The organism is Clostridium sp. UBA1652 (genome assembly GCF_002320975.1).
Lineage (GTDB): Bacteria > Bacillota > Clostridia > Clostridiales > Clostridiaceae > Clostridium_T > Clostridium_T intestinale.
Window position 1 is genome coordinate 44,023 of the sequence record NZ_DCLI01000092.1, and the last position, 26,050, is coordinate 70,072.

Consider the following 26,050-nt stretch of genomic DNA (forward strand, 5'->3'; position numbering starts at 1 on the left):
AATTTATAGGTAAAAATACTGGCGTCTCATAAATGAGACGCCGTATTTTTACATAGGAATTTTTAACTTTTTAACTTTTTAAGAAGAATGACTTTAATGAGGCTTGAAGAGAAGCCTCTACAGTAATAAGGTGTTTAACTTTTTATTAAACATAATTATCAATCAAAATGAATTTAATGGAGCATTCCTGCGGAATCTCCTACAGTAATAAGGTGTTTAACTTTTTAAGAAGAATGACTTTAATGAGGCTTGAGAAGAAGCCTCTACAGCAATAAGGTGTTTAACTTTTTAAGAAGAATGACTTTAATGAGGCTTGAAGAGAAGCCTCTACAGTAATAAGGTTTATAAAACCACGAGTTCCTTAGTAACCTTATTTAAAACTTCTACCCCATTTTCAGTTACTAAAACTAAATCTTCTATTCTCACGCCTACATCTCCAGTTAAATATATACCTGGTTCTACTGAAAATATATTTCCTACTTGTAACTTATCATTGTTTACGGAGCTAACATCACCGTAATCATGAACTTCTATACCTATTGAATGTCCTGTTCTATGTGTGAAGTATTGTCCATATCCATAAGATTCAATTGTACTTCTAGCACCTCTATCTACCTCACTGAAAAGTGCTCCTGGCTTTACAGCCTTGATGCCTTTTTCATTTGCCTCTTTTACTATGTTATATACTTCTCTTCCCTTAACGCTTGGTTCTCCATAAAATACTGTTCTAGTCATGTCAGAACAATAATGGTTATATAAGCACCCTATATCTATTACAACCCCTTCCCCTTTCTTTAAAAAGGATCTATCAGGTTCATGATGCGGATCAGCAGCATTAGCTCCATAAGCTATAATTGGAGAAAATGAAAATCCATCTGCACCTTCTTTTTCATAAAGTTCTCCTAAAAGACTACACATTTCTTTTTCTGTTTTTACTTCCCCTACACTTCTCCATATCTCTTTCATAGCTCTATCATTAAGTTCACTTGCTTTTCTCATTAATTCAATTTCTTCTAAGTCCTTAACTGCTCTAGCCTTATCTATGATTAAGGAACCATTAACAAATGCTTTACCTCCACCTAGTTCCATAAGCTTAATTAAAAAATGAGCTGGCCAATTCTTATCTATTCCAACTGCGCTATTTTTATCAATAAATTTACTTAATAGAAGTACAGGATTTTCTATATCCTTATACCAAACTATATCTAAACCTAAATCCTCATTAACTGGAAACAATTCATTTATAATAAGTTTAGGTGATGATTTTGTACTAACGTAAAGAGCAATCATTCTTTCTCCTGGCTCAAACCACTTACCAGTTAAATAAAATATAGCTGCTGGTGATGAAATTACCATCTGCTCTAAACCTTCAGCATTCATCTCTATAAGAATCTTTTTTAATCTACCATCTTTCATGGATTTTCCTCCTTAAATATTTACTACCTCAATATTACTACTACATCAAATAAAAATCAAAAACACATAATATTTTGTCATTATAAACCTGACTGGGTGTTATAATAATATTATTAGCTAGATTAGGAGGATTAATATAAATGAGAATAGCAGTTATATCCGATATACATGGGAATATTTATGCACTAATGAAAGTTTTAGAAGAAATTGATAGCGAAAATATAGATTTTATAATGTGTTTAGGAGATCTTGTGGGGTATGGTCCTCATCCTAACGAGGTTATAGCTTTAATGAAAAGAAAAAGGATTCCTTGTCTAAAAGGAAACTATGATGCTTCTGTAGTAGACAATGAATATAGTTATATAAGAAACACCTCAATAAATTCATTTTCACTTCCTTGGACTGTAGATGAACTTAGGGCCTCCAATAGACACTATTTAAATAATCTACCTTTATCTATGAGTATGGAATTTGAAGGCAAGAAAATAACTTTTGTACATGGAAGTCCAAGAAAAATAAATGAATATCTATTACAAGATGGTGAAAACACCAAAGAGATTATGGAAACTTTTGATGGAGACATTCTAGTGTGTGCTCATACTCACATCCCATCCTATAAAGAGTTTGGAGATAAGTTATTTATAAATGGTGGTTCTGTTGGAAAACCTAAAATAGGCAATCCTAATGCAACTTATGCAATACTTGAACTTGAAAATGGCAGTAAACCTACAGTAAAGTTTAAAGAAGTTCCTTATGAATATAAGCGTATTATTAAAGATATGGAAATATTAAAATTCCCTTCTCAGCTTATATATACCTTTGAAACTGGAAATGAATAAATGGATTATAGAGAATTGATACCTTATATCAATTCTCTATTTTTTGTCTATATTTTATTCTTCATTTCTTCAAGATCACTTAATCTCATTTCTAATAACTCCATGATTACTTCCCTAGAATCAGGAGCAACCATTAGCATTGCTTTTATAAGTTCTACTTCCTTTAATAACTCCTGTACAATATCTTGATTCGTCAATATCCTCTCCCTCCTTAAAATAACTGTATGTCCATATACATTATTATGAGATAATGTTTGCAAATATTAAATTTTTGCGGTAGAATCATTATGAGTTTATTATAATTTGGAAATTATTCTTTCATCATTTTTGATGAAGGCTTTTTTTATTTTAAAATATTAAGGAGGTTCCTTATGAATAAAGATGTTTTAGTGAAATCTTTATATAGAGATTCACATGAATTTATTAACAAGCAGGTTACAGTAAGCGGATGGGTAAGAACCCTTAGATCTTCTAATGCATTTGGCTTTATTGAACTTAATGATGGTTCTTTTTTTAAAAACTTACAAGTAGTTTTAGATGCTACTAAACTTGAGAACTTTAAAGAAATAGCAAAACTACCTATAAGTTCATCAATATCCGTTACCGGTACCTTAATAGAAACACCAGAGGCTAAACAACCTTTTGAAATTCAAGCTGAAGTGATAACGATTGAGGGTATGAGTTCTTCTGATTATCCACTACAAAAGAAAAGACACACGTTTGAGTACCTAAGAACTATAGCTCATTTAAGACCTAGAAGTAATGCTTTTTCGGCTGTATTTAGAGTTCGTTCTGTAGCAGCTTATGCTATACACAAGTTCTTCCAAGAAAGAAACTTTGTATACACTCACACACCAATAATAACTGGTTCTGATGCTGAAGGTGCTGGAGAAATGTTTAAAGTCACTACTTTAGATTTACATAACGTACCTAAGACAGAAGAAGGTAAAATAGATTACTCAGGTGACTTCTTCGGAAAAGAATCTAATCTTACAGTATCAGGTCAATTAAATGGCGAAGCTTATGCTTTAGCTTTTAGAAATATATATACCTTTGGACCAACTTTTAGAGCAGAAAACTCTAACACTGCAAGACATGCAGCAGAGTTCTGGATGATTGAACCAGAAATATCTTTTGCAGACCTTAAAGATGATATGGAACTTGCTGAAGATATGCTTAAGTATGTTATTAGCTACGTAATGAATGAATGTCCAGAAGAAATTGAATTCTTTAATCAATTTATAGATAAAGGTTTATTAGAAAGATTAAATCATGTTGTAAATTCTGATTTTGGAAAAGTAACTTACACAGAAGCTGTAGAATTACTACAAAAATCTGATAAGAAATTTGAATACCCAGTTAAGTGGGGAATAGATCTTCAAACTGAACATGAAAGATATTTAACTGAAGAAATCTTCAAGAGACCTGTATTTGTAACAGATTATCCTAAAGAAATAAAAGCCTTCTACATGAGACTTAATGATGATGGAAAAACTGTTGCAGCTATGGACTGTTTAGTTCCTGGAATAGGAGAAATAATAGGTGGTTCTCAAAGAGAAGAAAGATTAGAAGCTCTTAAGAAGAGAATGTCTGAACTTAATTTACACGAGGAAGATTACTGGTGGTATTTAGAACTTAGAAAATACGGTGAAACTCCTCATGCTGGATTTGGTTTAGGTTTCGAAAGACTTATAATGTATATAACAGGAATGTCTAACATAAGAGACGTAATACCATTCCCAAGAACTACAGGGCAAGCGGATTTCTAATAACACAACCTGAAAATAATAAGAGAAATAGCTTTATATTTTAGCTATTTCTCTTTTTTATTTTATTATTAGTTGCTATATTAATTCAAAAACCTTCATAGCATTATAAATTCCATCATCAAATATATTTGAAGTTATGTAGTCAGCTACTTCCTTAAGTTCTTCTACTGCATTTCCCATTGCTATTCCTGTGTTTACCTTCTTTATCATTTCTACGTCATTATGTCCATCTCCAAAGGCATAGGTGTTTTCCATAGGTATTTCTAAATGTTTAGTTATATACTCTATAGCTTCAGCTTTTCCCCAGTCTTTAAGAGATACGTCTGCTGACATATCTGCTCCATGTGCATTGAAGATTAGCATGTCCTTAAAATATTCACGGCATTTTTCTAATACTGAATCATCCTTATAAAATATATCTAAAGAACTTGCCTCTACATCTTCTAACTTCCACTCTTCTAAAATATATGCTTCACCTGGAAATTGTGAATTATATCTATCAATTCTTCTTCTATCCATCTTATAAGAATATCCTTGATGTCCTCCGCTAAAGTTACATGATACATCAAGCTCATCAAAGGATTTCATAAGAGATATTAATGTATCTTGAGATAGATTTTTCCCATAAACCTTCTCTCCCTTAAAAAATATCTCTGTTCCATTTCCAGATATATAACCATCAAACATATCTGTTCCAAATTTATCATTTATAAATCTTATTTGTCTTCCACTGCATATAAAAGCTAAATTTCCTTTTTCTCTGAATTTTTTTATAGCTAGTTTTGTACTTTCTGGCATTATTAAAACATTTTCTTTATGTTCAACTAATGTTCCATCAATATCAAAAAATGCTATTTTGTTTCTCATAAGTTCTCCTCCTCTTATATAATTAAAATCTTCTCTACCTATAAAGTATATCATAGTTAAATACAGCCTTGAATTCCTTAATAAATACTTTGACATAAAGCAATAATTTCTTTAAAGTATAAGTAATAATAATTCTTAATTGGGAGGTATTAATGAAAAATCAAGCGCAAAAGCTTACACTAATTGCCATAACCATAGCACTACTCATAGTTGGTGGTGGAGTAATTTACTCAGTTAGCTACCTTTTAGGTGGTTCACAAATAATCAAAATACTTTTTATGTCACTTTATTTTAGTATTCTTTTATATTTACTTATTCTTAGATGTAGTGATATTGGAACTTTAACTACTTTATCTATAGTATTAGGTCTTATTCTGTCTGTATTTAGTCCACTAATGACTTTAGCAATAATTCTTTCTGGAATTTTTACTGATTTGACTAGTTATTTAATGTTTAAGGGATATGGAAAAGATAAGCAAAAAATTATAAGTATCGGTTTTTACCCTTTATACTCTGTAGTATTTTCCTTATTAGTTACCTCTGCTTTAACAATTAGATTTCATAACACTATGATTGTTGTCATAGTCTATATCTTAGGTGGACTAGCTGCATTTATACTGGGCATTATTGGCGGCTACCTAGGTTATTATTTAAATAATAAATATATACATCTTGAAAAACAATTTAACATACAAAAATAAAAAGAGGCCAAGCCTCTTTTTTTATTAAAACATATCTTTTTTCTTTAAGTATAAAGTTGAACCTACGCATAGAAGAACAATAAACAACACCACAGATAAAAGACCATATGGACTTTCTAGAAGAGGATTCCCCCCTACGTTCATCCCAAATATTCCTGATATCATATTAGGTATTGACATTACTATTGTTACAGAGGCTAACACCTTCATAACTATGTTAAGATTATTAGCAATTACTGATGCAAATGCATCCATGGTTCCTGCTAATATATCACTATATATACCTGACATCTCTATTGCCTGTTTATTTTCTATAATAACATCCTCTAAAACATCATTATCCTCAGGATACTTTTGCATGATCTGCATCTTAAGCATTTTTTCTAGAGTTATTTCATTAGACTTTAATGAAGTTGAGAAGTAAACCAATGACTTCTCTAAAGATAATAACTGAATAAGTTCTTTATTTTTCATGGATTTATGGAGTTTCTTTTCTACCATTACACTCTTTTTATCTATTTGTCTTAAGTAAAGTAAATAATATGTTGATATTCTATTTAATATTTGAAGTATAAATCTAGATCTCTTAAAGGTATAAAAACTTCTAATATCACCTTTAGCAAAATCAGTTAATATTTTTGAATTCTTTAAACAAACTGTTATGATTTCTTTTTCTGTATGAATTATTCCTAATGGATAAGTATCATAGGTTAGAGAATTATCTTCCATCTCCGTAAAAGGTATATCCACTATAACTAAAATATTATTATCTATTATATCAATTCTTGAAGTCTCCTCATCATCTAGAGGCGCCTTAAAAAATTCAAGAGGTACCCCAGTTTTCTTAGCCAATAGTATTATTTCTTGCTCCGTGGGAGCTACCACATTAATCCAGCATCCTGGTTCTATATTTTCTAAGGCTCTTAGGGTTGTATTAGTTTCATTAGTAGTTCTATATATGTTTATCATAATAACTACCTCCTCTCTTTTTTCCACATTCATTATAACAGTTAATAACTAAAAAGAACATGGTAACTACAAAAAAGCTACCATGTTTATAAAAAATTATTTTTTCTCTGTACTTCTTCTTTTGATTAATTCATATATAGTTCTTACTGGTTCTCCTGTACCACCTTTTTGAGAATATTCTCTAGGTGAATCACACCATGCTGTTCCAGCTATATCCATGTGTAACCATGGTTTATCTTCTACAAATTCGCCTATAAATAATCCTGCTGTTATAGTACCAGCCATTCTTCCACCAGTGTTCTTTAGATCAGCTATATCTGACTTTATAAGCTTCTTATATTCTGGGAAGCTTGGTAAGTTCCATACTCTTTCCCCAGTGTATTTAGATGCCTCTTCTAACTCTTTATAAAACTCTTGATTGTTAGTGATCACAGCTGTAGTTGTTCCACCTAATGCTACTAAAGCAGCGCCAGTTAAAGTTGCTAAATCTATAACTTCTTTAGCTTTTTCTTCTCTTATAATATAAGTTACTGCATCAGCTAAAGTTAATCTTCCTTCTGCATCTGTGTTTAATACCTCAATTTTCTTTCCAGCCATAGAACCTATTATTTCTCCTGGTTTATATGCATCTCCAGATATTAAGTTTTCGCAGGCTGCAACTACTCCAACTACATTTATTTTAAGCTTGCTTTTTGAGATAGCAGCTAAAGCTCCTATAACAGCGGCTGAACCACCCATATCTGATTTCATAGTTACCATACCATCATTAGGTTTAATAGAGTATCCGCCTGAATCATAAGTTAGTCCCTTACCTACAAGTCCGAATATATTATCCTTATCTTCTTTGTTTCCAAAGTATCTCATAACTATTAATCTAGGTTTATTTGCTGATGCTTTAGCAACTTGTAAAAATGCTTCCATACCTAAAGCTTTTATTTCTTTTTCTTCTTTAACTTCAACCTCAAATCCATACTTTTCTCCAACCTCTTTAGCAGCCTTTGCTAAAGTTTCAGGATATATAACATTTGATGGTTCATTAACTAAATCTCTAGCGATAATAGTAGCTTCAACTAAAAGCGACCCTTCTTCTAAAGCTTCTTTAATCTGACTTGAATTTTCTTCATTTATTAAAGAGCCTCCTATAGAAAATGTTAAACATTCAGTTTTGTTGTCACTTTTATATTTATCAAAAGAGTAAGAACCTAATCCTAAACCTTCTACTACTGCTCTAGTAGTATCATATGGACTGATTTCCTCATTTAGTGGCAATCTTACAAATATCTTTTTGCATTTTAATTCCTTTGCCTTTTTAACCCCACTAGCTAAAGCTACTCTTACAACTTCTTCATTTAGCTCTTTTTCTTTTCCTAGCCCCACAATAACAGCATCTTGAAGACTGCTATTAGTTTTTCTAATAAAACTAAAAATCTCGCCTTTAGCACCTTTAAATTGACCTTTAGATTTCATACTTTGTATATAATTATTAGTTTCTTCATGATGTACCTCTGCCTTCTCTTCAAAAAGCGGTATTATAACTAAATCTGCTTCTTGGCAGGTAAATCCTTTTAATGTTATGTTCATTTTATCACCTCGTTATTTTTAATACTTCTATAATTTTCCCCAATTAATACTTACAATATAGCACATTTTTTAATTAAATACTAATTCCTATCCAAATTAAAATAAATAGTTATAAAGTTATAAAAGTTGAGAGCTTACTAAAGATTTTGTATATTCTTCCTTAGGATTATTTAAAATCTTTGAGGTTTCCTCAATTTCCATTAAGCCGCCCTTATACATAACTCCTATTCTATCACATATATGTTTAACAACTTTAAGATCATGAGATATAAATAGATATGTCAGATTCAATTCTTTTCTTAAATTCATTAATAGATTTAATATTTGTCCTTGAATAGAAACATCTAGAGCAGAAACAGGTTCATCACAAACGATGAAACTTGGCCTTGTTGAGATTGCTCTAGCAATACCTATTCTTTGTCTTTGACCTCCACTTAATTCATAGGGAAGTTTTTTCTTAGTACTTTCAGCCATTTCTACTAAATCCAAAAGTCTTTTAACTTCCTGATCCAATTTGTTGTTATCAACAACTTTATGAAGTTTCAGTGGTTCTTTTAGTAATTCTTCTATTGTCCTCTTTGGATCTAAAGCCCCTTGATTATGTTGAAAAATTATTTGAAGTTCTTTTCTTAAATTTCTCATCTCATATTCTTTTAAGTCTATTAGATTTTTTTCTTTATAAAATATACTTCCTTCATCAGCTTTTACAAGATTTAGGATTAAAGAAGCTGTAGTAGTTTTTCCACATCCACTTTCTCCTATTAACCCTAAAGCCTCACCTTTTTTAATATTAAAGCTTATATTATCAACAGCTTTAATTACAGTGCTTTTAGAGAAAATATTTTTCTTTACTACATAATGCTTAGAAAGATTTTTAACTTCTATAAGTACATCTTTATTCAAAATCTTCACCAACCTTCTCTAAAACACATCTGAACTTTCTATTCCCTACTATTTTAAAATCTGGTATCTTTTCTAAGCACTTATCATTTCTATACTTACATCTATCATAAAAAGGACATTGATTCTTAAATTCCTCTGGCGATGGAGCTTTACCATCAAGAGAGTATAAGTCTTTATCATTTTTATTTAGTGACTCAACACACTTAATTAATTCCTTAGTATAAGGATGTTTAGGAGATTTTAAAACCTCTTCTGTTTTTCCTTCTTCCATAACCAATCCCCCATACATTATAACCACTTTACTACATGTATATTTAACCACATCAAAATCATGGGTTATTATTATAATAGAAGTATTATTCTTTTTGTGTATATCCTTAAATAAATCTAATACCTTTTTTTGAAGAGAAGCATCAATAGCTGCCGTAGGTTCATCTGCAATAATTATTTCTGGAGAACATAAGGTGCTCATGGCTATAACAACTCTTTGACAAAGACCTCCGCTTAACTGCCATGGATACATATTATAGATAACCTCTCCATTATCAATTCCAACTTTTTTTAATCCTTGGATAATTTTCTCCTTACTAAAGCTTTCTCCATGAACCTTTAGCACCTCTTTTAACTGCTTTCCTATACTCTTATAAGGATTTAATGCGCCAGTTGGGTCTTGAAAAACATAAGATATCTTTTTTCCTCTTATATCTCTCATCTCTTTATCATTTAACCCAATAAGTTCTTTATTATTAAACACTATGCTTCCTGAATCTATTCTATAGGTATCATCCTCTATTAACCTTAATATAGTAGAAGCAGTTACTGTCTTTCCACTACCTGATTCTCCTAATATTCCAAGTATTTCTCCTTCATTAAGTTCTATATCTACCCCTCTTATTACTTGAAGAAATCCTCCATTATTTCTAAAGGATACCCTTAAATCTTTTATATTAAGTGCTGAATTATTCTCCATGTTCTCACCCCCAACTAATAATTTGTTTTCGAAATTGAAGATACTAATACATCCACAAATTTTTTCTCTATAAGATTCTTCTTTGTATTATTTTCTTCACTGCCTAACATTGATATTGTAGGCACTGCCCCCACATAATACATTACCTGCTGAGAATTAGGATTTTTAACAATTTCAGCTACCTTTTTCTTATTTACATATTGATTAATATTAAATCCTTTCCCCTTAAGATTTAATTGGAATTGATGATTAAAACCCCATGAAGAATACTTAGTTACTGGAACCTGGGCTTCATCAAAGGTTAGTGTATCTCCTTTTACATCCATATTGGTTAAATCAACATTAATATTTGCAAATTCTAGTGACTTAGCTGGTTTTGCCACATACTTCTTTACTCCAGAATATTCTTCTGTTAAATTACCATCCCAAAAGGCAAACATTATACTTCTTCCTTGATTCTCTTTATTATCATATAATCTTTTAGCTATCTCTAACATCATGTCCATCTTTTTAGCTGAGGACTCCTTATCAGAAGCTAAATAATTATAACCCATGCTAATAATTATTACCTGCTCAGAAAGATTTTTATTACTTCCTGGAATCATTGCTAAAACATTTTTTCCAGAGCCTTCTAAAGTTTTAGTTTTTATAGATATGGAAACATTACTATCATGTTTTAGCTTTTCTCCTGAATCCTTAGTTAAATATATCACGTTATCCTTACTTTCTTCTCCAGTAATAGAATTCGGTAATTTTTCATTTTTTGATATTACATCTATTACCCCTAAAGCCTTTGACTTTTCTTTAATTATGTTTGAAAAATCTGCTATAGTTTCTCTCGAATAAACATCCTCATCTAAAACCAATAACTTTCCATCAAATATGCTAAAATCTTTTATAGTAAATAAGTCTAGCGCCTCATCTTTATAAACTTTTCCTTCTATGGAAAAGTCTTTATTTGAAATGACAGAAAAATCTTTTCCTAATACTAAACTATCTGAATCTACTTCAAAAGAGTAACTATCTATAACTTTTAACTTATGGATATCATATTTACTTATATAATCTTCTCCTACTGGACTTAATCCTATTTCTTGTAGGGAATTTTTAAGATTATTAGCTGTATAATCCGCTTCTTCACTTCCTATAACTACCTGATCCTTAAACTCCCAATCCATAATAGATGAAAGTTGTTTTTTAGCCTTTCCAGTTTTATAAGTATTAACTCCAAAATTAAATATACCTACTATTAATATTGCTGCCATAAATGCTGCTATAGGTTTATAAACCTTCTTAGGAATATTTCTTATCCCAACTTTAGAATTTTTTCCTTGAAGTTTTTCTCTAAGACCTTCTCCAAAAAGATTAAATCCAAATATACTTATAAAGAATGTTAATGCTGGTGAAATTACCATCCAAGGGAATTTAGTTATATATGGTAAAGAAGTTGATAGCATGCTTGCCCATTCTGGCTCAAAGCTTATATTTATAGGTACATTTGTATCCTGAAATACTCTTAAATTTCCTACATATATTCCAAAGTAACCAAGCTCCATTATCATTGATAGGGCCAATGCCATTTCCATAAATACTAGGACCATTATCTCTGCTGAAAGATGGGGCAAAACATTTTTCATAGCTATAGCTAAATTGCTTTTACCTATAGCTTTCTCTCCATCTATAAATGATTTTGACAATATTCCTTGTACTCTTTCCCTTATAAGTTCAGCTAACTTACCAAAACCAACAATAGTAAGAACTACTACAAAGGCTAATATTGACTGATTTTTATCTAAAGATTTAAAGAAACTTATATTAAGAACAAAAAGACTTATAATTAATGCCGGTATAGCACTAAATATTAAGCTAAAGAAATTTATTATGGATTTGCATAAGTTATTGCCAAATCCAGCTGCTATTCCTAATGGTATTGCAACTAAAAATCTTCCTAATACTATAAAAAATCCTAATTCTAAAGTTAGTCTTGTTCCATATATTATAAGACTAAGTATGTCCCTTCCAAGCTGATCTGTTCCTAATAGATTTTCTTTAGATGGTGCAAAAGGTGCTCCTTGTAATGATAATCCTACATTTTTTTGTATAGTAGCCCTAACGCCTTCCATTACATAAGGATTGTCACTTGTAAACCATCTTGGAAATACTACTACTACTGCTAAAATTACTATTATAAAACCTCCAAATATAAGAGGTAGATTACGCTTTTTCATTTTGCTTACCTCCAATCATAGCACGTCTTTTAAATGGATTAATTATTATAGACAAACCTTTAAATATAGCAGTTAGAATAAAATAGACAACTCCTATTCCAATTATTAATCCAACACAAGTCCTAATATCATAATCCTTAAAATAACTAAATAACTGATATACTATTCCTGGATATGAAAATACATACTCAACAATTATTACATTTGATACTATGATATTTAATACTGAAGGTAAAGTCTCAACAACCTTTATAGCTACACTTATTAACAAATGATCCTTTAGAATATTAAAAGTTGATAGACCTTTCGCCCTAGCTGCCATTATATAATCTTTAGTTATTTCTTCCTTTACTGCAATCTGAGCAATTCTCGATATATATGCTGTTGGAATTATTGCTAAAGATATAAATGGAAGTAAAAATTTGGTTATCTCACTACTACCTGAGTGTAGTATGTTGTTCTGACGAAGTATTATAAATAAAAGCTGAACAGATATAGCTATTAAAACATCAGGTAAAGACAACATTGCTATAGGGCCTATAAAGCTTATATTTCCTCTTTTTTTATTTTTAAAAGAACTTATTATCCCTATGGAAGTTCCAACTATAAAAGCTAATATTACCGAACTTAATATTAAGCCTATACTTTTTATTATTGAAAAGCTGATGATAAATGCTACAGAAAAGCCACTATCTGTTTTTCCTAAACCTTTATCAAAGAAATTTCTTATATATTCAATAGTACTTTCAAAAGAAAAATATATAGAATGATTTGATATATAGCTCCCATTGTATTTAACTAAATCAAAATTACTTGGAATATAAACAATAAATGCAGTTATAAATATTATTACCCCTACTAGAGCAGCCCCATTTACTATTTTATCTATAACATTAAATATACTCGAATAATAAATGTCCTCTGCACTTATTCCTAACAACTTAATTGAAGGCTTAGTTTTATATACAGATTTAAATAGGTACATTATTAAAAATACTATTACAAATGTTATTATATAGCTTTTTTCTTTGCTTTGAATCATTCCCTGTGACCAATCTTTATATATATCTCTTTGAATATAGTTTAAAAGTACTTGTCCTGCATCTGCGAAGTCTCCTTGCTGAAAAAATTCATAACTACTAACTTGTCCACCTGATCTATCTCCATTTATAAGAATAGCTGGAGTATCTTTTAATAGAAAAGTCTTGCTATCATTATAGGCTATGTCGGTTGTCACATTGGGTCTGATTCCCCTATGCATTGCATAATCTGATAATTTATTCATGATGAATTGTCCCGCTTTCCCATAAGTAGAGATATTCATTACTCCACTGTTAAGTGAAGCAACATCGTCTAAAACAAATACTTCTGTTTCCTTTAATGGATATATTGGATTTTCCACATAATAATTAGAGCCTTTCATTCCTTCATCAAAGCTATTCCAAACAGCAAAAACAATAGTTTTTTCAGGAGTATTATCCTGCATCTTAAGTACTCTTGCATATTCCATTAATAATGCTATCCCTGAATTATCATCAGATATATGAGCTGATATTATACTATATCCAGCACTTTTGCTCTTTCCTTGGATTTTGGAGAGAATATTAGGAGTACTCTCCATTTTAAAAGAAACATCAACTTTTAAGTGAACCTCTAAATTATTTATGTAATTACTTTTAAGTTCACTAAATAATCTTTGTGATACTCTATAAATAATAGTAGACTTGGCTTGCTTTAACCTTGTATCTACACTCTCTTTTTTACTTACATCTGGATCTATCATCATTATTGCCTTACATCCATTATTAACAGCATAATCTATATCTTCATCTGTTAGCGCTCTACTACTAAGGATTATGTTATTTTTTAATATATCTTTAGACAATGAAGCCATATTATCTTCAAGTAGATATATTTTCCCACTAACATCTCCATTTCCACCAAACCCTAATAAAGATTCCCTAAAATCTTCACCATACACAAAACTTCTAACTACAGAATCATTATTTTTTATATAAAGTGATGGTGTAGAATTATATACTGGAATCATTGTATTAAAATTCTGAAGATAAGTCCCTTCCTCACCACCAGGAGAGGTTCCTAACTTTTCAAAATAATTTTCTATATATTTAACCTTATCTTCATTAGTTTCTAATTTTGATAACTCTTCTGTATTTTTAGCTACATTATTTACTTCAAATGCATTATTAAACTTATGTATATTTATTTGAACCAGCACTACCGCAACAATAATTATACATGCAAAAAATCCTGCTAGCCCTCTGCCCCACTTTAACACAATATCTCCTCCTAATTAGTCCTATATTTCTATCTCTATTATCTCACCTGTCTTTAAGCTTTTTTTCACATCTATTATCCTTTGATTAGATGACCCTTTAAATCTTAATCCATCTTTCTTATTCTCAAGTTCAAACCTTCCATCTACAAGCACATCTAAACAGTTAATTAAATCTCTCCACCCTTCTCTCCTATCTAAGTGGTCTAATATGTATTCAAATTTATAGCCCGTATAAGACCATATATTTAATCCTAAATCTCTGAATTCCTTAGCCATATATGAAAATTTATCTGCTTGCTCAAAAGGATCTCCCCCTGAGAATGTAATTCCTTTTATCATAGGGTTCTCTTTTACATCTTGTATAAGTTCATCCATATCTCTAAGTTCACCACCTGTGAAAGGATGAGTATCTGGGTTAAAACACCCCTTACAATTATGTATGCACCCCTGTGAAAAGAATACTCTTCTAATCCCAGGACCATTAACTAATGACTCGTAGGCTATGCCTGATAATCTTATGTTTTTATCCATTTTCTTCACTCCATGCTCTAAATTGTATTATTTAATTTTAGCATAAATTTAAATAGAAAAGAGAATACCCTAAAAATTTTACTTTTGGCATTCTCTTAATTATCTTAAAGTTTTTTATCTATATGCTTATCTAACTCTACGGTTTGTATATCCTCTTTTTCTACGCCGTCTATGGTGTAGTTAAATTTTATATCTAGTGCTTTATCAGGTTTTATTTTGGCGCCAACTGCTCTCGAGTCCCACAATTCATCATAAGAAGATTCATATTCTTGTTTATACTCAAATCCAAACATATATGTTCGTATTCCATTACCATCTTGAGATATTTCCATTCCTATATCTCCTATTTTCCCTTGCGATGAATTTCTCTTTTCTATACTATATCCTTTAGGAATATAACATTTGTCTTTGAATTTTACTAAAGTAAAATCTCTAAGTATAATATCATCGGCTATTACATCAACTTTATAAGTAACTACCTCATTACCTCTAGCTCCAATATAACTTCCTACAATTATACCTGTAATCAATACTAATATAATTATACATACCCACTTTATTCGTTTACCCACAAAAATCCCCCTCATCACTATATTTCCCTCTAAATACAACACTACCAATATTATACTATATTTCAAAACAAAAGAACCTAGATTTCTCTAAGTTCTTCTTAAATATTAAAGCATAGCTTCTAATCTAGCTCTTACTTCTTTTATAAATTCTTCTGTGTTTACTGTTTTTATGTTTTCTATAGAAGATAATGATGCTAAATCCTTAGTCATTACTCCTTCTTCTATAGTTTTTATTGAGGCTTCCTCAAGTTTATCAGCAAAACTTATTAGCTCTGGAATATTATCAAGTTCTCCTCTTTTTCTTAGAGCCCCTGTCCACGCATATAATGTGGCCATGGAGTTTGTTGATGTTTGTTGTCCTTTTAAGTGGTTGTAGTAATGTCTTTGAACAGTTCCATGAGCTGCTTCATATTCATAATAACCTTCTGGTGATAATAAAACTGAAGTCATCATAGCTAAAGAGCCAAAGGCTGTAGCTACCATGTCACTCATAACATCTCCATCATAGTTTTTACAAGCCCAGATAAATCCACCTTCTGATTTCATTACTCTTGCAACTGCATCATCTATTAGTGTATAGAAATATTCTATCCCTGTTTCTTCAAATTTAACTTTATACTCTGCTTCATAAATCTCTTCAAATATATCTTTAAAAGTATGGTCATATTTTTTAGATATAGTGTCTTTACTTGCAAACCATAAATCTTCTTTTCTATCTAAAGCATAGTTAAAACATGCTCTAGCAAAACTTTCTATAGATTCATTAGTGTTGTGCATTCCTTGAAGAACTCCAGGTCCTTTGAAGGTATGAATTACTTCTTTAGTCACCTTTCCATCTTCAGATGTAAATACTAGTTCAGCTGTTCCTTTTCCTTCTGCCTTTATTTCAACGCTTTTATAAACATCTCCATAAGCATGTCTTGCTATAGTTATAGGCTTTTCCCAAGTTCTTACGAAGGGTTTTATAGAATCAACTATTATAGGACTTCTAAATACTGTTCCGTCTAAAATAGCTCTTATAGTTCCATTTGGACTCTTCCACATTTCCTTTAAGTTATATTCCTTAACCCTAGCTGCATTAGGAGTTATTGTTGCACATTTAACTCCTACACCATATTTTTTTATAGCTTTAGCAGCATCTACTGTTACCTTATCATCAGTTTCATTTCTATATTCTAAACCTAAATCATAGTATTCTGTCTTTAAATCTATAAATGGAAGTAAAAGTTCATCCTTTATCATCTTCCATACGATTCTTGTCATTTCATCTCCATCCATCTCAACTAATGGAGTTATCATAGCTATCTTTGTCATTAATTTATCCCCCACTTCTATGAACTCATTTTTACGTAGTTAAGTCTTCCGCCTGCTTCAATTACTTCTATTTCCTTTGGAGTTAATTCTACATTAACCTTAAGGCTGTAATCTCCAGTCTTATTAGTGATTTCTAGTACTCCGGATTTTAATCCTTCTTTAACATTTTGTATAACAAATTCATCAAAGTGGTTTATTTTATCATAATCCTCTTCATTAATAAAAGTCATAGGAACTATTCCGTTATTTATTAGGTTAGCTTTATGAATTCTAGCAAAACTCTTAACTAAAACTCCTTTTACTCCTAGATAAAGTGGTGCTAACGCAGCATGTTCTCTAGAAGAACCTTGACCATAATTGCTTCCACCTACTATAAATCCACCATTGTTTTCTTTCGCATACTTAGGGAAATTTTCATCTACTGTATTAAAGCAGTAGTCTGCTAAATATGGAATATTAGATCTATATGGAAGTAGTTTAGAGTTTGATGGCATAATATGATCAGTTGTAATATTATCTTCAACCTTTAATATAGCCTTTCCTTCTAAAGCTTCTCCTAGTGGTTTATTAACTGGGAATGGTTTAATATTAGGTCCTCTTAAAATCTCAACCTTACTTCCATCCTCTGCTGGTGGTATTATCATGCTGTCATCTATTAAAAATCTTTCTGGTAATTCTACATTTATATCTACATCATAAGTTGAAGGATCTGTTAAATATCCTTCTATGGCTGATACAGCAGCTGTTTCAGGTGATACTAGATATACTTTTGCTGTTAAAGTTCCGCTTCTTCCGTAGAAGTTTCTATTAAAGGTTCTTAAAGAAACCCCATTAGTTCCTGGCGCTTGCCCCATACCTATACATGGTCCACAAGAATTTTCAAGAATTCTAGCTCCTGCACTTATGATATCTCCTAAAGCACCATTTCTAGCTAACATCTCCATAACTTGTCTTGAACCTGGAGCTATTACTAAACTAACCTCTGGATGAACTTTTTTACCTTTAAGAATCTTAGCTACTTTCATTAAATCTTCGTAAGAAGAGTTTGTACAGCTTCCTATAGCTACTTGGTCAACTTTTATTTTTCCTATAGTTTCAACTTCTTCAACATTATCTGGTGAATGAGGTTTAGCTGCAAGTGGCTTAAGTTCATCTAAATTAATAGTTACTTCTTCATCATAAACAGCATCTTCGTCTGGTTTAAATTCTATCCAATCTTCTTCTCTTCCTTGAGCTTTGAAATACTCTAAAGTTCTCTCATCACTTGGGAATATAGAGGTAGTTGCTCCAAGTTCAGCTCCCATGTTAGTTATAGTAGCTCTTTCTGGAACAGATAAAGTTTTAACTCCCTCTCCAGCATATTCAAATACTCTTCCAACTCCACCTTTTACAGTAAGCTTTCTAAGTACTTCTAATATGATATCTTTAGCTGCAACCATTGGGTTTCTCTTTCCAACTAAATTTATCTTACATACTTTAGGAGTGTTTATATAATAAGCTCCTCCACCCATGGCTAAAGCTACATCCAGTCCACCAGCACCCATAGCAAGCATTCCTACTCCTCCTGCTGTTGGTGTATGAGAATCTGAACCTGTTAAGGTTTCTCCTGGTGTTGAAAATCTCTCTAAAAATACTTGGTGGCATATACCATTACCTGGTTTTGAGAAATGTACTCCATATTTTGAAGCTACTGTTTGTATAAAGGCATGGTCATCTGCATTTTCAAAACCTTGTTGAAGCATGTTGTGGTCTATAAACGCAACACTTCTTTTAGTTTTAACTTTATCAATTCCCATAGCTTCTAATTGAAGATATGCCATAGTTCCTGTTGAGTCTTGAGTTAATGTTTGATCTATTTTAAGACCTATTGGTTCACCTACTACTAAGTTTCCTTCTACTAAATGTGATTTTAGGATTTTATAAACTAAATTATCCCCCATTGTCCTTCCCCCTTGCTTATTGCTATTTTACGACTTTTTTATATTCTCTATAAAGCTGAACTAATTCCTTATCAAAAAGACTTCTCTTAAGATTAACAGAAGTTTCTCTTACCTTTTCTAAAAGCCAATCAGCAGCTTTATTGTCAAGCTCTTCACCATACTCTTCAAACTTCTTTAATATACTAGCTCTACCTGAATGTTTACCTATTACTAATTGTCTTGCAAGACCTACTTCATCTGGTGAAAAAGCTTCATAGTTCTTAGGATTCTTTATAGCTCCATCTGCATGTATTCCTGATTCATGAGCAAACATATTAGTACCAACTATAGCCTTCCATGATGGAAGTTCTCTTCCTGAAGCTCTTGATACATACTCTGAAAGTTCTCTAAATCTCTTAGTATCTACATCTAATTCATATCCATAAACATGTTTAAGTGCCATAAATACTTCTTCTAACGCAGCATTACCAGCTCTTTCACCAAGTCCATTAACAGTAACCCCTACATGAGTAGCGCCTCCAAGAATTCCTGCAATAGCATTAGCAGTCGCCATACCAAAGTCATTATGAGTATGCATTTCTATATCAAAACCTGTTGTTTCTCTTAAGTCCTTTATTACTTTATTTATTTTAAATGGTTCCATTATTCCTACAGTATCACAATATCTAAATCTATCCGCTCCAGCCTTTTTAGCCTCAGTTATAAATTGAACCAAAAAGTCTCTGTCTGCTCTTGAAGCATCTTCTCCATTTACGGATACATATACACCATTTTTCTTTGCATATTCTACAGATTTAAGCATACTTTCTAAAACCCATTCTCTAGAGGTTTTAAGCTTATGCTCAATATGAATATCCGAAACTGAGATAGAAATTGCTACTGCATCAGCTCCACAATCAATAGATTGTTCTATATCTGATATTACAGCTCTATTCCAAGCCATAATAGAAGCTTTTAAGCCTCTTTGTGCTATTTTCTTTATGGCAGCTTTTTCATCTCCACCCATAGTAGGAATTCCTACTTCTAACTGATCTACTCCGATTTCATCTAATAAATCGGCAATAGCTATCTTTTCATGATTAGAAAAAACCACTCCTGCTGTTTGCTCTCCATCACGTAATGTAGTATCAACAACAATAATTTCTTTTCCTGTCCTTGGATCTTTAATAGGCATTTTAATCCCCCTCTTTTAAATAATTACTAAACCCCAAATTTGTAAATAATGTAATTTCCAGTTTCCCAAATGCAATAAATATACTTTTTCTTTCATTATATTCAATTCTATCATAACTAATAATCAATAACAAGATTTTTTATTTCCACTACAAAGCCTTTGTTTTCAACACTTTAAAGCATGGTTAATAATTTTTTAATAATAAACAACTTTATTTTTTTTGCAAGTTTTCATTTATTTCTTTCAGTCATTAGAATTTTTATGTGCACGAATTTTAATTTTTTTATAATAATATACTTAACTTATTATAATAATAAAAGACTAAATCTACATAAATGTACATTTAGCCTTTTAAATCCACTATACTCGGTGATAGTTCTTGTTATGTTTTTCTGTATGGGTTATTCTGTCTTCTCTTTCATCATACTTTCCAGGACCAAATCTTTCATCTAGGCTCAAGTAACCTGTAACTCTAGATACTCCTTGAATATCAGTTGAACCACATTTAGTACATGCTCCTTCATTACTATGAAGATAAGTTCCACAGCTCTTACAATATCTTATATGAAAATTAATTCCTAGATAGCTTATATTAGTGTTTTTATAAGCATAATCAAGTATATCCATAATAGCTTCTCCAGTAGGACAATCATCAACTTCAAGATAACTTATATGTCCCCCATTACAAAGCTTATGGTATGGAGCTTCTATATCTATTTTAGATTTTATAGAAATAGGATGATAAACAGGCACATGATAACTGTTAGTATAATAATCCTTATCTGTAACACCCTTTATTTTTCCAAATACTTTTTGATCTTGTTTTATAAATTTACCACTTAGTCCTTCAGCAGGTGTTGCATAAGCACTCCAGTTTAATTTATATTCTTCACAATATCTATCTACTGTTTCTCTTAAGTGAGTTATTATTTTAACTCCAAGCTCTCTAGCTTCTTCACTTTCTCCATGATGTTTTCCTGTCAATGCTATAAGTGTTTCAGCTAAACCTATAAATCCGATTCCCCAAGTTCCTTGTTTTAATATAGGTTCTATAGAATCATCTGGTGCTAATCCTTCTGCACCTTTCATTAAGTTTTGACCAGCTACAAAAGGTAGATCTTTAACCTTTAGGTGTTTTAATACATTATATCTATGAAGAAGAGATTCCTTAGCTAATTCCATACGTGCATCGAATATTTCAAAGAATTTATCAATATCACCTTTAGCAAGAATTCCTATTCTAGGAAGATTGATTGTAGTAGGTGCTATATTTCCTCTTCCTTTACAACCAGGTTCTCCATTTACATTCTTCATTAGATAAGTTCTACATCCCATAGTAGCAGGCATATATCCTTTATCATAATATTCTTTATTAAAGTCTGCATCTATATTCATAAAAGTAGGATTCATTCTCTTAGCTGCAACTCTACAAGCTACTTCATATAAATAGTGATAAGGATCATTTTTCTCCCTATTTACGCCTTCTTTAACTCTAAATATTATATTAGGGAATATAGGTTGTTCTCCCTTACCTAATCCTTTTTCATATTCTAATAAGAAGATTTCACAAACTAATGCTGCATCATGATTAGCAGGTATTCCTAAGTTTATGGATGAGAAAGGTACTTGTGAACCAGCTCTTGAATGCATTGTGTTTAAATTATAAACAACACCTTGCATAGCCTGATGTACTCTTTCCTTAAGTTTCTCTTCAGTAACCTCTGCTAACTTATCTCCTTCTAAACCATATCCCATCAGCTCTTCTTTAATTTCTTGTCTTGTAGGGTCGACAAAAATAGACATATCATTATCAAAGTCTGGATGTGATTGTCCTCCAAACATATCATTTTGAGTTGATTGTAATAATATACACGAAAGTTCTGCTGCTGTCTCTATTCTTCTAGGTTTATTTATAGTTCCATACCCAGTATTGAAACCATTTTCAAGCATTTCCCTAGTAGGAATATGAAGACAGTTTGTAGTTAAATTATATGAATCTAAATCATGATAATAAACATCTCCATTTTCATGAGCTTTAGCTAAATGTTTAGGCATGTTTGAAAGATTATGCCACTTATTAGATTCTGAAGCAATCCTAAGAAGCTTAGAAGAAAAGTTATTACCAACATTAGCATTATCTCTATCTGTTTCTATTCCTATTCTTTTTATAGCATTCATTAAATCTGATTTTATTTCTCTAACTTTAGTTCTTTCATTTCTATAAGTTGAATAAATACTTGCTATATCTTGAAGCCCACTATCCTTTAGTGCTCTTTCCACAAGATTTTGAATTTCTTCAACAGTTACCTTCTCTTGTTGTGACATTTCTATGTAAGTTATAACCTTTTGAATAAGATCTATAACTTGACCTTCCCTTAATGGGCTTCCTAGTTCTTCAGCCGCTCTTTTAATCGCATTAGATATCTTCTCAGTATTGAATTTCACTTCTCTACCGTCTCTTTTCACAACATCTAGCATTCTTTATACCCCCGTTACACTATATCTTGTACCTGGTTTATTATATATTAGGAAAAATTTATTTACAATTTTGAAATTCACCCTTTTTAGGTTATAGCATTTACTATATTCTATTTACTCTCTTTTTTAAGTTTTTTTATAGTTTTTCACACATTGACATTTTAAAATTATGAGAGTAAATGCTAGCAAAAAATGAAACATTTTTCTTTTATACCACACTACACATACTCGAAAAGTATCGTATAAAATTAAATTCTCCACTCTACCTATGCATAAATAACTATAATTACAATATTATTGTAATATAGATTATGTAAATGCATTGTTATAAGGAGAGTACTATGATTAAAAAATTGTTACCACTAATATTAATAGTCATTATTCCACTTACAGCGTGTTCCAATTCATCACCTAAAAAAGTTGAAGAAGAAAATACTTCTACTGACCCTGTAGTTGCTGAGCAAAAATACTACTCTCCATATACAGGTGAAGAAGTATCAGAACAAGTTTTAAATAATAAACCCTATATGGTTATCGTAGAAAATTCATCTTCCTCAAGACCCCAAAGCGGATTAAGTAGTGCTGATATAATATACGAAACTATGGCAGAAGGGGGAATCCCTAGATTTATAGCCCTATTTCATAAAAATTCTGTTGAAAAAATAGGACCAGTAAGAAGTGCAAGACCTTATTTTATTTCTATTGCAAAAGACAGTAATCTCCCGTTTGCTCATTGCGGAGGAAGTCAAGAAGCACTAGATACCATAGCAAAAGACTCTACCTATATGAGTATAAATGAAATGGCTCAAGGCTCTTATTTTTGGAGAGATAATAAGCGAAAAGCGCCTCACAATTTATATACCTCCTCAGAAAAACTTTTAAAATATATAAATGATAAAAAGCTGTCTTACACGCCAAATAATAGTCTTGTTTTTAGCAACGAATATTGGGATAACTCACTTTTAGAGCCACTTGATAGGATGGTTTTAAAATTAAATAAATATTATTCCACATCTTACGTTTTTAAAGATGGCTACTATGTAAAATCAATGGATGGAACAGAAGCTATAGATACAAATACTAATCAAGCTTTAAAATTTACTAATATAGTAATACAAAAAACTAATATAGTGACTAGAGAAGATGGTCGCTTAAATATAAAATTAGATGGCTCAGGTGAAGCTTATGTACTATCTAAAGGAAAAATAGTAAAAGGCACTTGGAGGAAAGATTCTACTAAAACTATGCTCTTAGATTCAAACAATACAGAAATTCCTCTTTCAAAAGGTAATACTATATGGCATATAATTTCTAATGATGTCACTATTCCAATTGAATAATTTTTATTATAAACTCCTTAATTATTAGGAGTTTATTTAGTTTGCTATAAAAAACTCTATAATTTTTAACAATTACTTATCCAAAATTTACGAAGAACTTTTACCTTATAGGTTAGACATTTTCCTAGAATATCTATATAATATTATTAAAAAAGAAATGCCGAAAGCGGATCTTACATATCTAAAACTTTCAACTATTTGACCTGGTCTTATAGTAATAACTTTGGAAAAGGAATAATTTAATGAAAAATTCAAGCTTTAATACTAAAGAAGATATTAGAGCAGAAGAAAAACGGCTCTATAATGAGTATAAACAAAAGCTAGCTGAATTAAAAAAAGTGCATAAAGAAAATAATGCTGTTGGGCAAGTTTTTACTAAAGGCCTTTTACCTATCTATGTACTATACATCTTAAGCGAATCTCCTTCTAACGGTAATGATATATCTCATAAGATTGGTGACAAAACAAAAGGGTTATGGGTTCCATCAACCGGAGGAATATATCCAATATTAAAAAAGTTCGAAAAAGAAGGTCTTATAGAGGGTCAATGGGATGATCCAAAAAAGAAATTTCAAAAGATATATACCCTTACCCCTTTAGGCGAATCAGAGTTTTTAGAAAGAAAAGAATTGCTTAAGCCCAAAATTCAAGAAGCTTTAAAAGTATTTAAAATAATTTACTCAGATTTATATTAAATGTATATAAAAGTCTCCTAAGATAAAGAATATTAAATGTATATTCTTATTTTAGGAGGCTTTTATTATGAAAGGTAAAATTATTGATATGAGTTCCAATGATGCTGCAATTCTACTTGAAGATGGCACAAGCGTTAATGTATCAATTTCTCATCTCCCTTATGGCAGCAAAGTTGGTTCTGAAGTTAACCTAAATCCATCAACTATTTACGGCATAGAGGAAAGTACTGTATCTCAAAATAAAATAAGTAATGATAAGTTAGTTGATTTTTTCTAATTTCTAGTATATTATAAGCATATAATAAAATAACATGTGCTAGGGGTGCCTTAATGGCTGAGAGATGTCTTACATTAACCCTTTTACCTGATCTGGCTAATACCAGCGTAGGGAAGCGATAGTATATAAAGTGTAAATATGCCGCAACCTTATTGGGTTGCGGTTTTTTGCTTCTTCGCTTTAAGCACAAAAAGAAGGAGGTTTTTATGAATTATTTATCTGATGCTTTAACTTATGTTAAAGATGTATTTACAGAATTTTTTCAAAGTATGGCAGAAATTTTTATTAATCTACCAGCAAATACTAGCGAGATAGTTAAACATCCGCTATCTTTAGTTGCACTTATAGGATGTGTAATTATTTTGATAGTACTTATAAAGGCTAAAAAAATCGAAATAACTACACAATTAATAACGAGGATTGGAATAGCCTTGGCTCTTGCAACTGTTCTTAAGGTATTTAGGCTTTATCACTTCCCTCAAGGAGGTAGTGTGACCTTAGGAAGTATGGTCCCAATATTAATAATAGCCTTTATGTATGGTCCTTTAGTAGGATTCTTGACCGGTTTCTTATATGGAATAATAACCTTGTTTATGGATCCATATATCCTACATCCTGTACAAGTCCTATTTGACTATCCACTTCCATTTTTGGCCTTAGGATTAGCTGGATTCTTTAAGCAAAATAAGCTACTCGGAACTTCTGTCGCCATATTTGGTAGGTTTATATGTCACTTTATATCTGGTGTTGCGTTTTTTGGAAGCTTTGCTCCAGAGGGAATGTCTCCAATAGTCTACTCACTTTTTGTAAATGGACTACTAGTAGGAGTAGAAGGTATCATATGTTTAGTTATAATAAAACTTTTACCTATAGACAGAATAGTAAAAGCAACTAATAAAAACTACTTAGCTTAAACAAAAAAGCAACCTTATGGTTGCTTTTTTATTATTCTATGCTAATTGCATTAACTGGACAACTTTCTTCAGCTTCTTTTGCGCTATCTTCTGCACCTTCTGGAACTGGATCTGATATAACTCCTGCCTTTCCATCATCCTCCATATCAAAAACTTCTGGACAAATTGATGGACATAATCCACAACCTATACAAGTATCCTTATCTACTATAGCATTCATATTTTTCCCTCCTGTGATATTACTAACAAAATTAGTATGTCATCATAAAGGAA

At 31.1% G+C, this 26,050-nt stretch carries 23 protein-coding genes and 1 riboswitch; of the genes, 7 read left to right on the top strand and 16 right to left on the bottom strand.

Annotated elements, in window-relative coordinates; genetic code table 11:
* Positions 1–342: 342 nt before the first annotated feature.
* Positions 343–1,416, bottom strand: coding sequence for a M24 family metallopeptidase (locus tag B3N22_RS20870; RefSeq protein WP_286910239.1), 1,074 nt, complete (start codon positions 1,414–1,416; stop codon positions 343–345).
* A gap of 140 nt (positions 1,417–1,556) precedes the next feature.
* Here B3N22_RS20870 and B3N22_RS20875 point away from each other — a divergent pair, with 140 nt between their 5' ends.
* Positions 1,557–2,255: a metallophosphoesterase family protein gene (locus B3N22_RS20875; RefSeq protein WP_238903228.1), complete on the top strand. Its 699-nt coding sequence runs from the start codon at positions 1,557–1,559 to the stop codon at positions 2,253–2,255.
* 47 nt (positions 2,256–2,302) lie between these two features.
* Here B3N22_RS20875 and B3N22_RS20880 read toward each other — a convergent pair whose 3' ends face one another.
* Complete coding sequence (locus B3N22_RS20880; RefSeq protein WP_286910242.1) at positions 2,303–2,452, bottom strand: hypothetical protein; 150 nt, start codon at positions 2,450–2,452, stop codon at positions 2,303–2,305.
* Between the two features lie 174 nt (positions 2,453–2,626).
* On the opposite strand from B3N22_RS20880, the gene asnS reads away from it, so the two are divergent.
* Positions 2,627–4,024 carry an asparagine--tRNA ligase gene (gene asnS / locus B3N22_RS20885; RefSeq protein WP_286910244.1) on the top strand — a complete coding sequence of 466 codons (1,398 nt, stop codon included), beginning with the start codon at positions 2,627–2,629 and terminating at the stop codon, positions 4,022–4,024.
* Between the two features lie 75 nt (positions 4,025–4,099).
* On the opposite strand, the gene B3N22_RS20890 is transcribed toward asnS, so the two are convergent.
* Entirely contained in the window at positions 4,100–4,891 is a 792-nt protein-coding gene (locus B3N22_RS20890; RefSeq protein ID WP_286910246.1) for a Cof-type HAD-IIB family hydrolase, read from the bottom strand.
* Between the two features lie 152 nt (positions 4,892–5,043).
* On the opposite strand from B3N22_RS20890, the gene B3N22_RS20895 reads away from it, so the two are divergent.
* Positions 5,044–5,592, top strand: coding sequence for a hypothetical protein (locus B3N22_RS20895; protein ID WP_286910248.1), 549 nt, complete (start codon positions 5,044–5,046; stop codon positions 5,590–5,592).
* 24 nt (positions 5,593–5,616) lie between these two features.
* On the opposite strand, the gene B3N22_RS20900 is transcribed toward B3N22_RS20895, so the two are convergent.
* The 12 genes from B3N22_RS20900 to B3N22_RS20955 form a co-directional block, all read right to left on the bottom strand.
* A complete protein-coding gene (locus B3N22_RS20900; protein WP_021804389.1) occupies positions 5,617–6,561 on the bottom strand; it encodes a magnesium transporter CorA family protein in 945 nt (314 codons plus the stop codon).
* A gap of 96 nt (positions 6,562–6,657) precedes the next feature.
* Positions 6,658–8,142 (bottom strand): leucyl aminopeptidase, encoded by a 1,485-nt coding sequence (locus B3N22_RS20905; protein WP_286910250.1) that lies wholly within the window; start codon positions 8,140–8,142, stop codon positions 6,658–6,660.
* A 117-nt stretch (positions 8,143–8,259) separates the two neighbouring features.
* Positions 8,260–9,045, bottom strand: coding sequence for an ATP-binding cassette domain-containing protein (locus B3N22_RS20910; protein ID WP_286910252.1), 786 nt, complete (start codon positions 9,043–9,045; stop codon positions 8,260–8,262).
* A complete protein-coding gene (locus tag B3N22_RS20915) occupies positions 9,038–10,015 on the bottom strand; it encodes an ABC transporter ATP-binding protein (RefSeq protein WP_286910254.1) in 978 nt (325 codons plus the stop codon). The genes B3N22_RS20910 and B3N22_RS20915 overlap by 8 nt, the downstream gene beginning before the upstream one ends.
* Before the next feature lie 14 nt (positions 10,016–10,029).
* Positions 10,030–12,243 (bottom strand): ABC transporter permease subunit, encoded by a 2,214-nt coding sequence (locus B3N22_RS20920; RefSeq protein WP_286910256.1) that lies wholly within the window; start codon positions 12,241–12,243, stop codon positions 10,030–10,032.
* Positions 12,230–14,542: an ABC transporter permease subunit gene (locus tag B3N22_RS20925; protein WP_286910258.1), complete on the bottom strand. Its 2,313-nt coding sequence runs from the start codon at positions 14,540–14,542 to the stop codon at positions 12,230–12,232. Before B3N22_RS20925 ends, B3N22_RS20920 begins: the two co-directional genes overlap by 14 nt.
* Positions 14,543–14,563: 21 nt before the next feature.
* Positions 14,564–15,073: an anaerobic ribonucleoside-triphosphate reductase activating protein gene (nrdG, locus tag B3N22_RS20930; RefSeq protein WP_286910260.1), complete on the bottom strand. Its 510-nt coding sequence runs from the start codon at positions 15,071–15,073 to the stop codon at positions 14,564–14,566.
* A 104-nt stretch (positions 15,074–15,177) separates the two neighbouring features.
* Positions 15,178–15,645, bottom strand: coding sequence for a hypothetical protein (locus B3N22_RS20935; RefSeq protein WP_286910263.1), 468 nt, complete (start codon positions 15,643–15,645; stop codon positions 15,178–15,180).
* A 105-nt stretch (positions 15,646–15,750) separates the two neighbouring features.
* Positions 15,751–16,959 (bottom strand): NADP-dependent isocitrate dehydrogenase, encoded by a 1,209-nt coding sequence (locus B3N22_RS20940; protein WP_286910265.1) that lies wholly within the window; start codon positions 16,957–16,959, stop codon positions 15,751–15,753.
* A 17-nt stretch (positions 16,960–16,976) separates the two neighbouring features.
* The gene (locus tag B3N22_RS20945; protein ID WP_286910267.1) at positions 16,977–18,899 is read right to left on the bottom strand and encodes an aconitate hydratase; all 1,923 of its coding nucleotides are present in this window, start codon (positions 18,897–18,899) and stop codon (positions 16,977–16,979) included.
* Between the two features lie 22 nt (positions 18,900–18,921).
* Positions 18,922–20,073 carry a homocitrate synthase gene (nifV, locus tag B3N22_RS20950; RefSeq protein ID WP_286910269.1) on the bottom strand — a complete coding sequence of 384 codons (1,152 nt, stop codon included), beginning with the start codon at positions 20,071–20,073 and terminating at the stop codon, positions 18,922–18,924.
* A gap of 360 nt (positions 20,074–20,433) precedes the next feature.
* A complete protein-coding gene (locus B3N22_RS20955) occupies positions 20,434–22,551 on the bottom strand; it encodes an anaerobic ribonucleoside triphosphate reductase (protein WP_286910271.1) in 2,118 nt (705 codons plus the stop codon).
* Between the two features lie 341 nt (positions 22,552–22,892).
* Here B3N22_RS20955 and B3N22_RS20960 point away from each other — a divergent pair, with 341 nt between their 5' ends.
* From B3N22_RS20960 to thiT, 4 genes are all read left to right on the top strand, one after another.
* Complete coding sequence (locus B3N22_RS20960; RefSeq protein WP_286910273.1) at positions 22,893–23,891, top strand: DUF3048 domain-containing protein; 999 nt, start codon at positions 22,893–22,895, stop codon at positions 23,889–23,891.
* 242 nt (positions 23,892–24,133) lie between these two features.
* Positions 24,134–24,586 (top strand): PadR family transcriptional regulator, encoded by a 453-nt coding sequence (locus B3N22_RS20965; protein ID WP_021804376.1) that lies wholly within the window; start codon positions 24,134–24,136, stop codon positions 24,584–24,586.
* A 67-nt stretch (positions 24,587–24,653) separates the two neighbouring features.
* Positions 24,654–24,863 carry a hypothetical protein gene (locus tag B3N22_RS20970; protein WP_021804375.1) on the top strand — a complete coding sequence of 70 codons (210 nt, stop codon included), beginning with the start codon at positions 24,654–24,656 and terminating at the stop codon, positions 24,861–24,863.
* A gap of 31 nt (positions 24,864–24,894) precedes the next feature.
* Positions 24,895–24,994, top strand: a riboswitch (TPP riboswitch).
* 138 nt (positions 24,995–25,132) lie between these two features.
* Positions 25,133–25,777, top strand: a complete 645-nt coding sequence (gene thiT, locus B3N22_RS20975; RefSeq protein WP_414632253.1) for an energy-coupled thiamine transporter ThiT — start codon at positions 25,133–25,135, stop codon at positions 25,775–25,777.
* Positions 25,778–25,808: 31 nt separating this feature from the next.
* Here the strand turns inward: thiT and B3N22_RS20980 are convergent, their stop codons facing one another.
* Complete coding sequence (locus B3N22_RS20980; RefSeq protein WP_073020505.1) at positions 25,809–25,997, bottom strand: ferredoxin; 189 nt, start codon at positions 25,995–25,997, stop codon at positions 25,809–25,811.
* Positions 25,998–26,050 lie beyond the last annotated feature (53 nt).

What these genes read in the sequence shown, in the direction of transcription:
- B3N22_RS20870 (WP_286910239.1), bottom strand. Translation starts at nt 1,416, where the DNA reads ATGAAAGATGGTAGATTAAAAAAGATTCTTATAGAGATGAATGCTGAA.
- B3N22_RS20875 (WP_238903228.1), top strand. Translation starts at nt 1,557, where the DNA reads ATGAGAATAGCAGTTATATCCGATATACATGGGAATATTTATGCACTA.
- asnS (WP_286910244.1), top strand. Translation starts at nt 2,627, where the DNA reads ATGAATAAAGATGTTTTAGTGAAATCTTTATATAGAGATTCACATGAA.
- B3N22_RS20890 (WP_286910246.1), bottom strand. Translation starts at nt 4,891, where the DNA reads ATGAGAAACAAAATAGCATTTTTTGATATTGATGGAACATTAGTTGAA.
- B3N22_RS20895 (WP_286910248.1), top strand. Translation starts at nt 5,044, where the DNA reads ATGAAAAATCAAGCGCAAAAGCTTACACTAATTGCCATAACCATAGCA.
- B3N22_RS20900 (WP_021804389.1), bottom strand. Translation starts at nt 6,561, where the DNA reads ATGATAAACATATATAGAACTACTAATGAAACTAATACAACCCTAAGA.
- B3N22_RS20905 (WP_286910250.1), bottom strand. Translation starts at nt 8,142, where the DNA reads ATGAACATAACATTAAAAGGATTTACCTGCCAAGAAGCAGATTTAGTT.
- B3N22_RS20915 (WP_286910254.1), bottom strand. Translation starts at nt 10,015, where the DNA reads ATGGAGAATAATTCAGCACTTAATATAAAAGATTTAAGGGTATCCTTT.
- B3N22_RS20920 (WP_286910256.1), bottom strand. Translation starts at nt 12,243, where the DNA reads ATGAAAAAGCGTAATCTACCTCTTATATTTGGAGGTTTTATAATAGTA.
- nrdG (WP_286910260.1), bottom strand. Translation starts at nt 15,073, where the DNA reads ATGGATAAAAACATAAGATTATCAGGCATAGCCTACGAGTCATTAGTT.
- B3N22_RS20940 (WP_286910265.1), bottom strand. Translation starts at nt 16,959, where the DNA reads ATGACAAAGATAGCTATGATAACTCCATTAGTTGAGATGGATGGAGAT.
- B3N22_RS20945 (WP_286910267.1), bottom strand. Translation starts at nt 18,899, where the DNA reads ATGGGGGATAATTTAGTTTATAAAATCCTAAAATCACATTTAGTAGAA.
- nifV (WP_286910269.1), bottom strand. Translation starts at nt 20,073, where the DNA reads ATGCCTATTAAAGATCCAAGGACAGGAAAAGAAATTATTGTTGTTGAT.
- B3N22_RS20955 (WP_286910271.1), bottom strand. Translation starts at nt 22,551, where the DNA reads ATGCTAGATGTTGTGAAAAGAGACGGTAGAGAAGTGAAATTCAATACT.
- B3N22_RS20960 (WP_286910273.1), top strand. Translation starts at nt 22,893, where the DNA reads ATGATTAAAAAATTGTTACCACTAATATTAATAGTCATTATTCCACTT.
- B3N22_RS20965 (WP_021804376.1), top strand. Translation starts at nt 24,134, where the DNA reads ATGAAAAATTCAAGCTTTAATACTAAAGAAGATATTAGAGCAGAAGAA.
- B3N22_RS20970 (WP_021804375.1), top strand. Translation starts at nt 24,654, where the DNA reads ATGAAAGGTAAAATTATTGATATGAGTTCCAATGATGCTGCAATTCTA.
- thiT (WP_414632253.1), top strand. Translation starts at nt 25,133, where the DNA reads ATGGCAGAAATTTTTATTAATCTACCAGCAAATACTAGCGAGATAGTT.
- B3N22_RS20980 (WP_073020505.1), bottom strand. Translation starts at nt 25,997, where the DNA reads ATGAATGCTATAGTAGATAAGGATACTTGTATAGGTTGTGGATTATGT.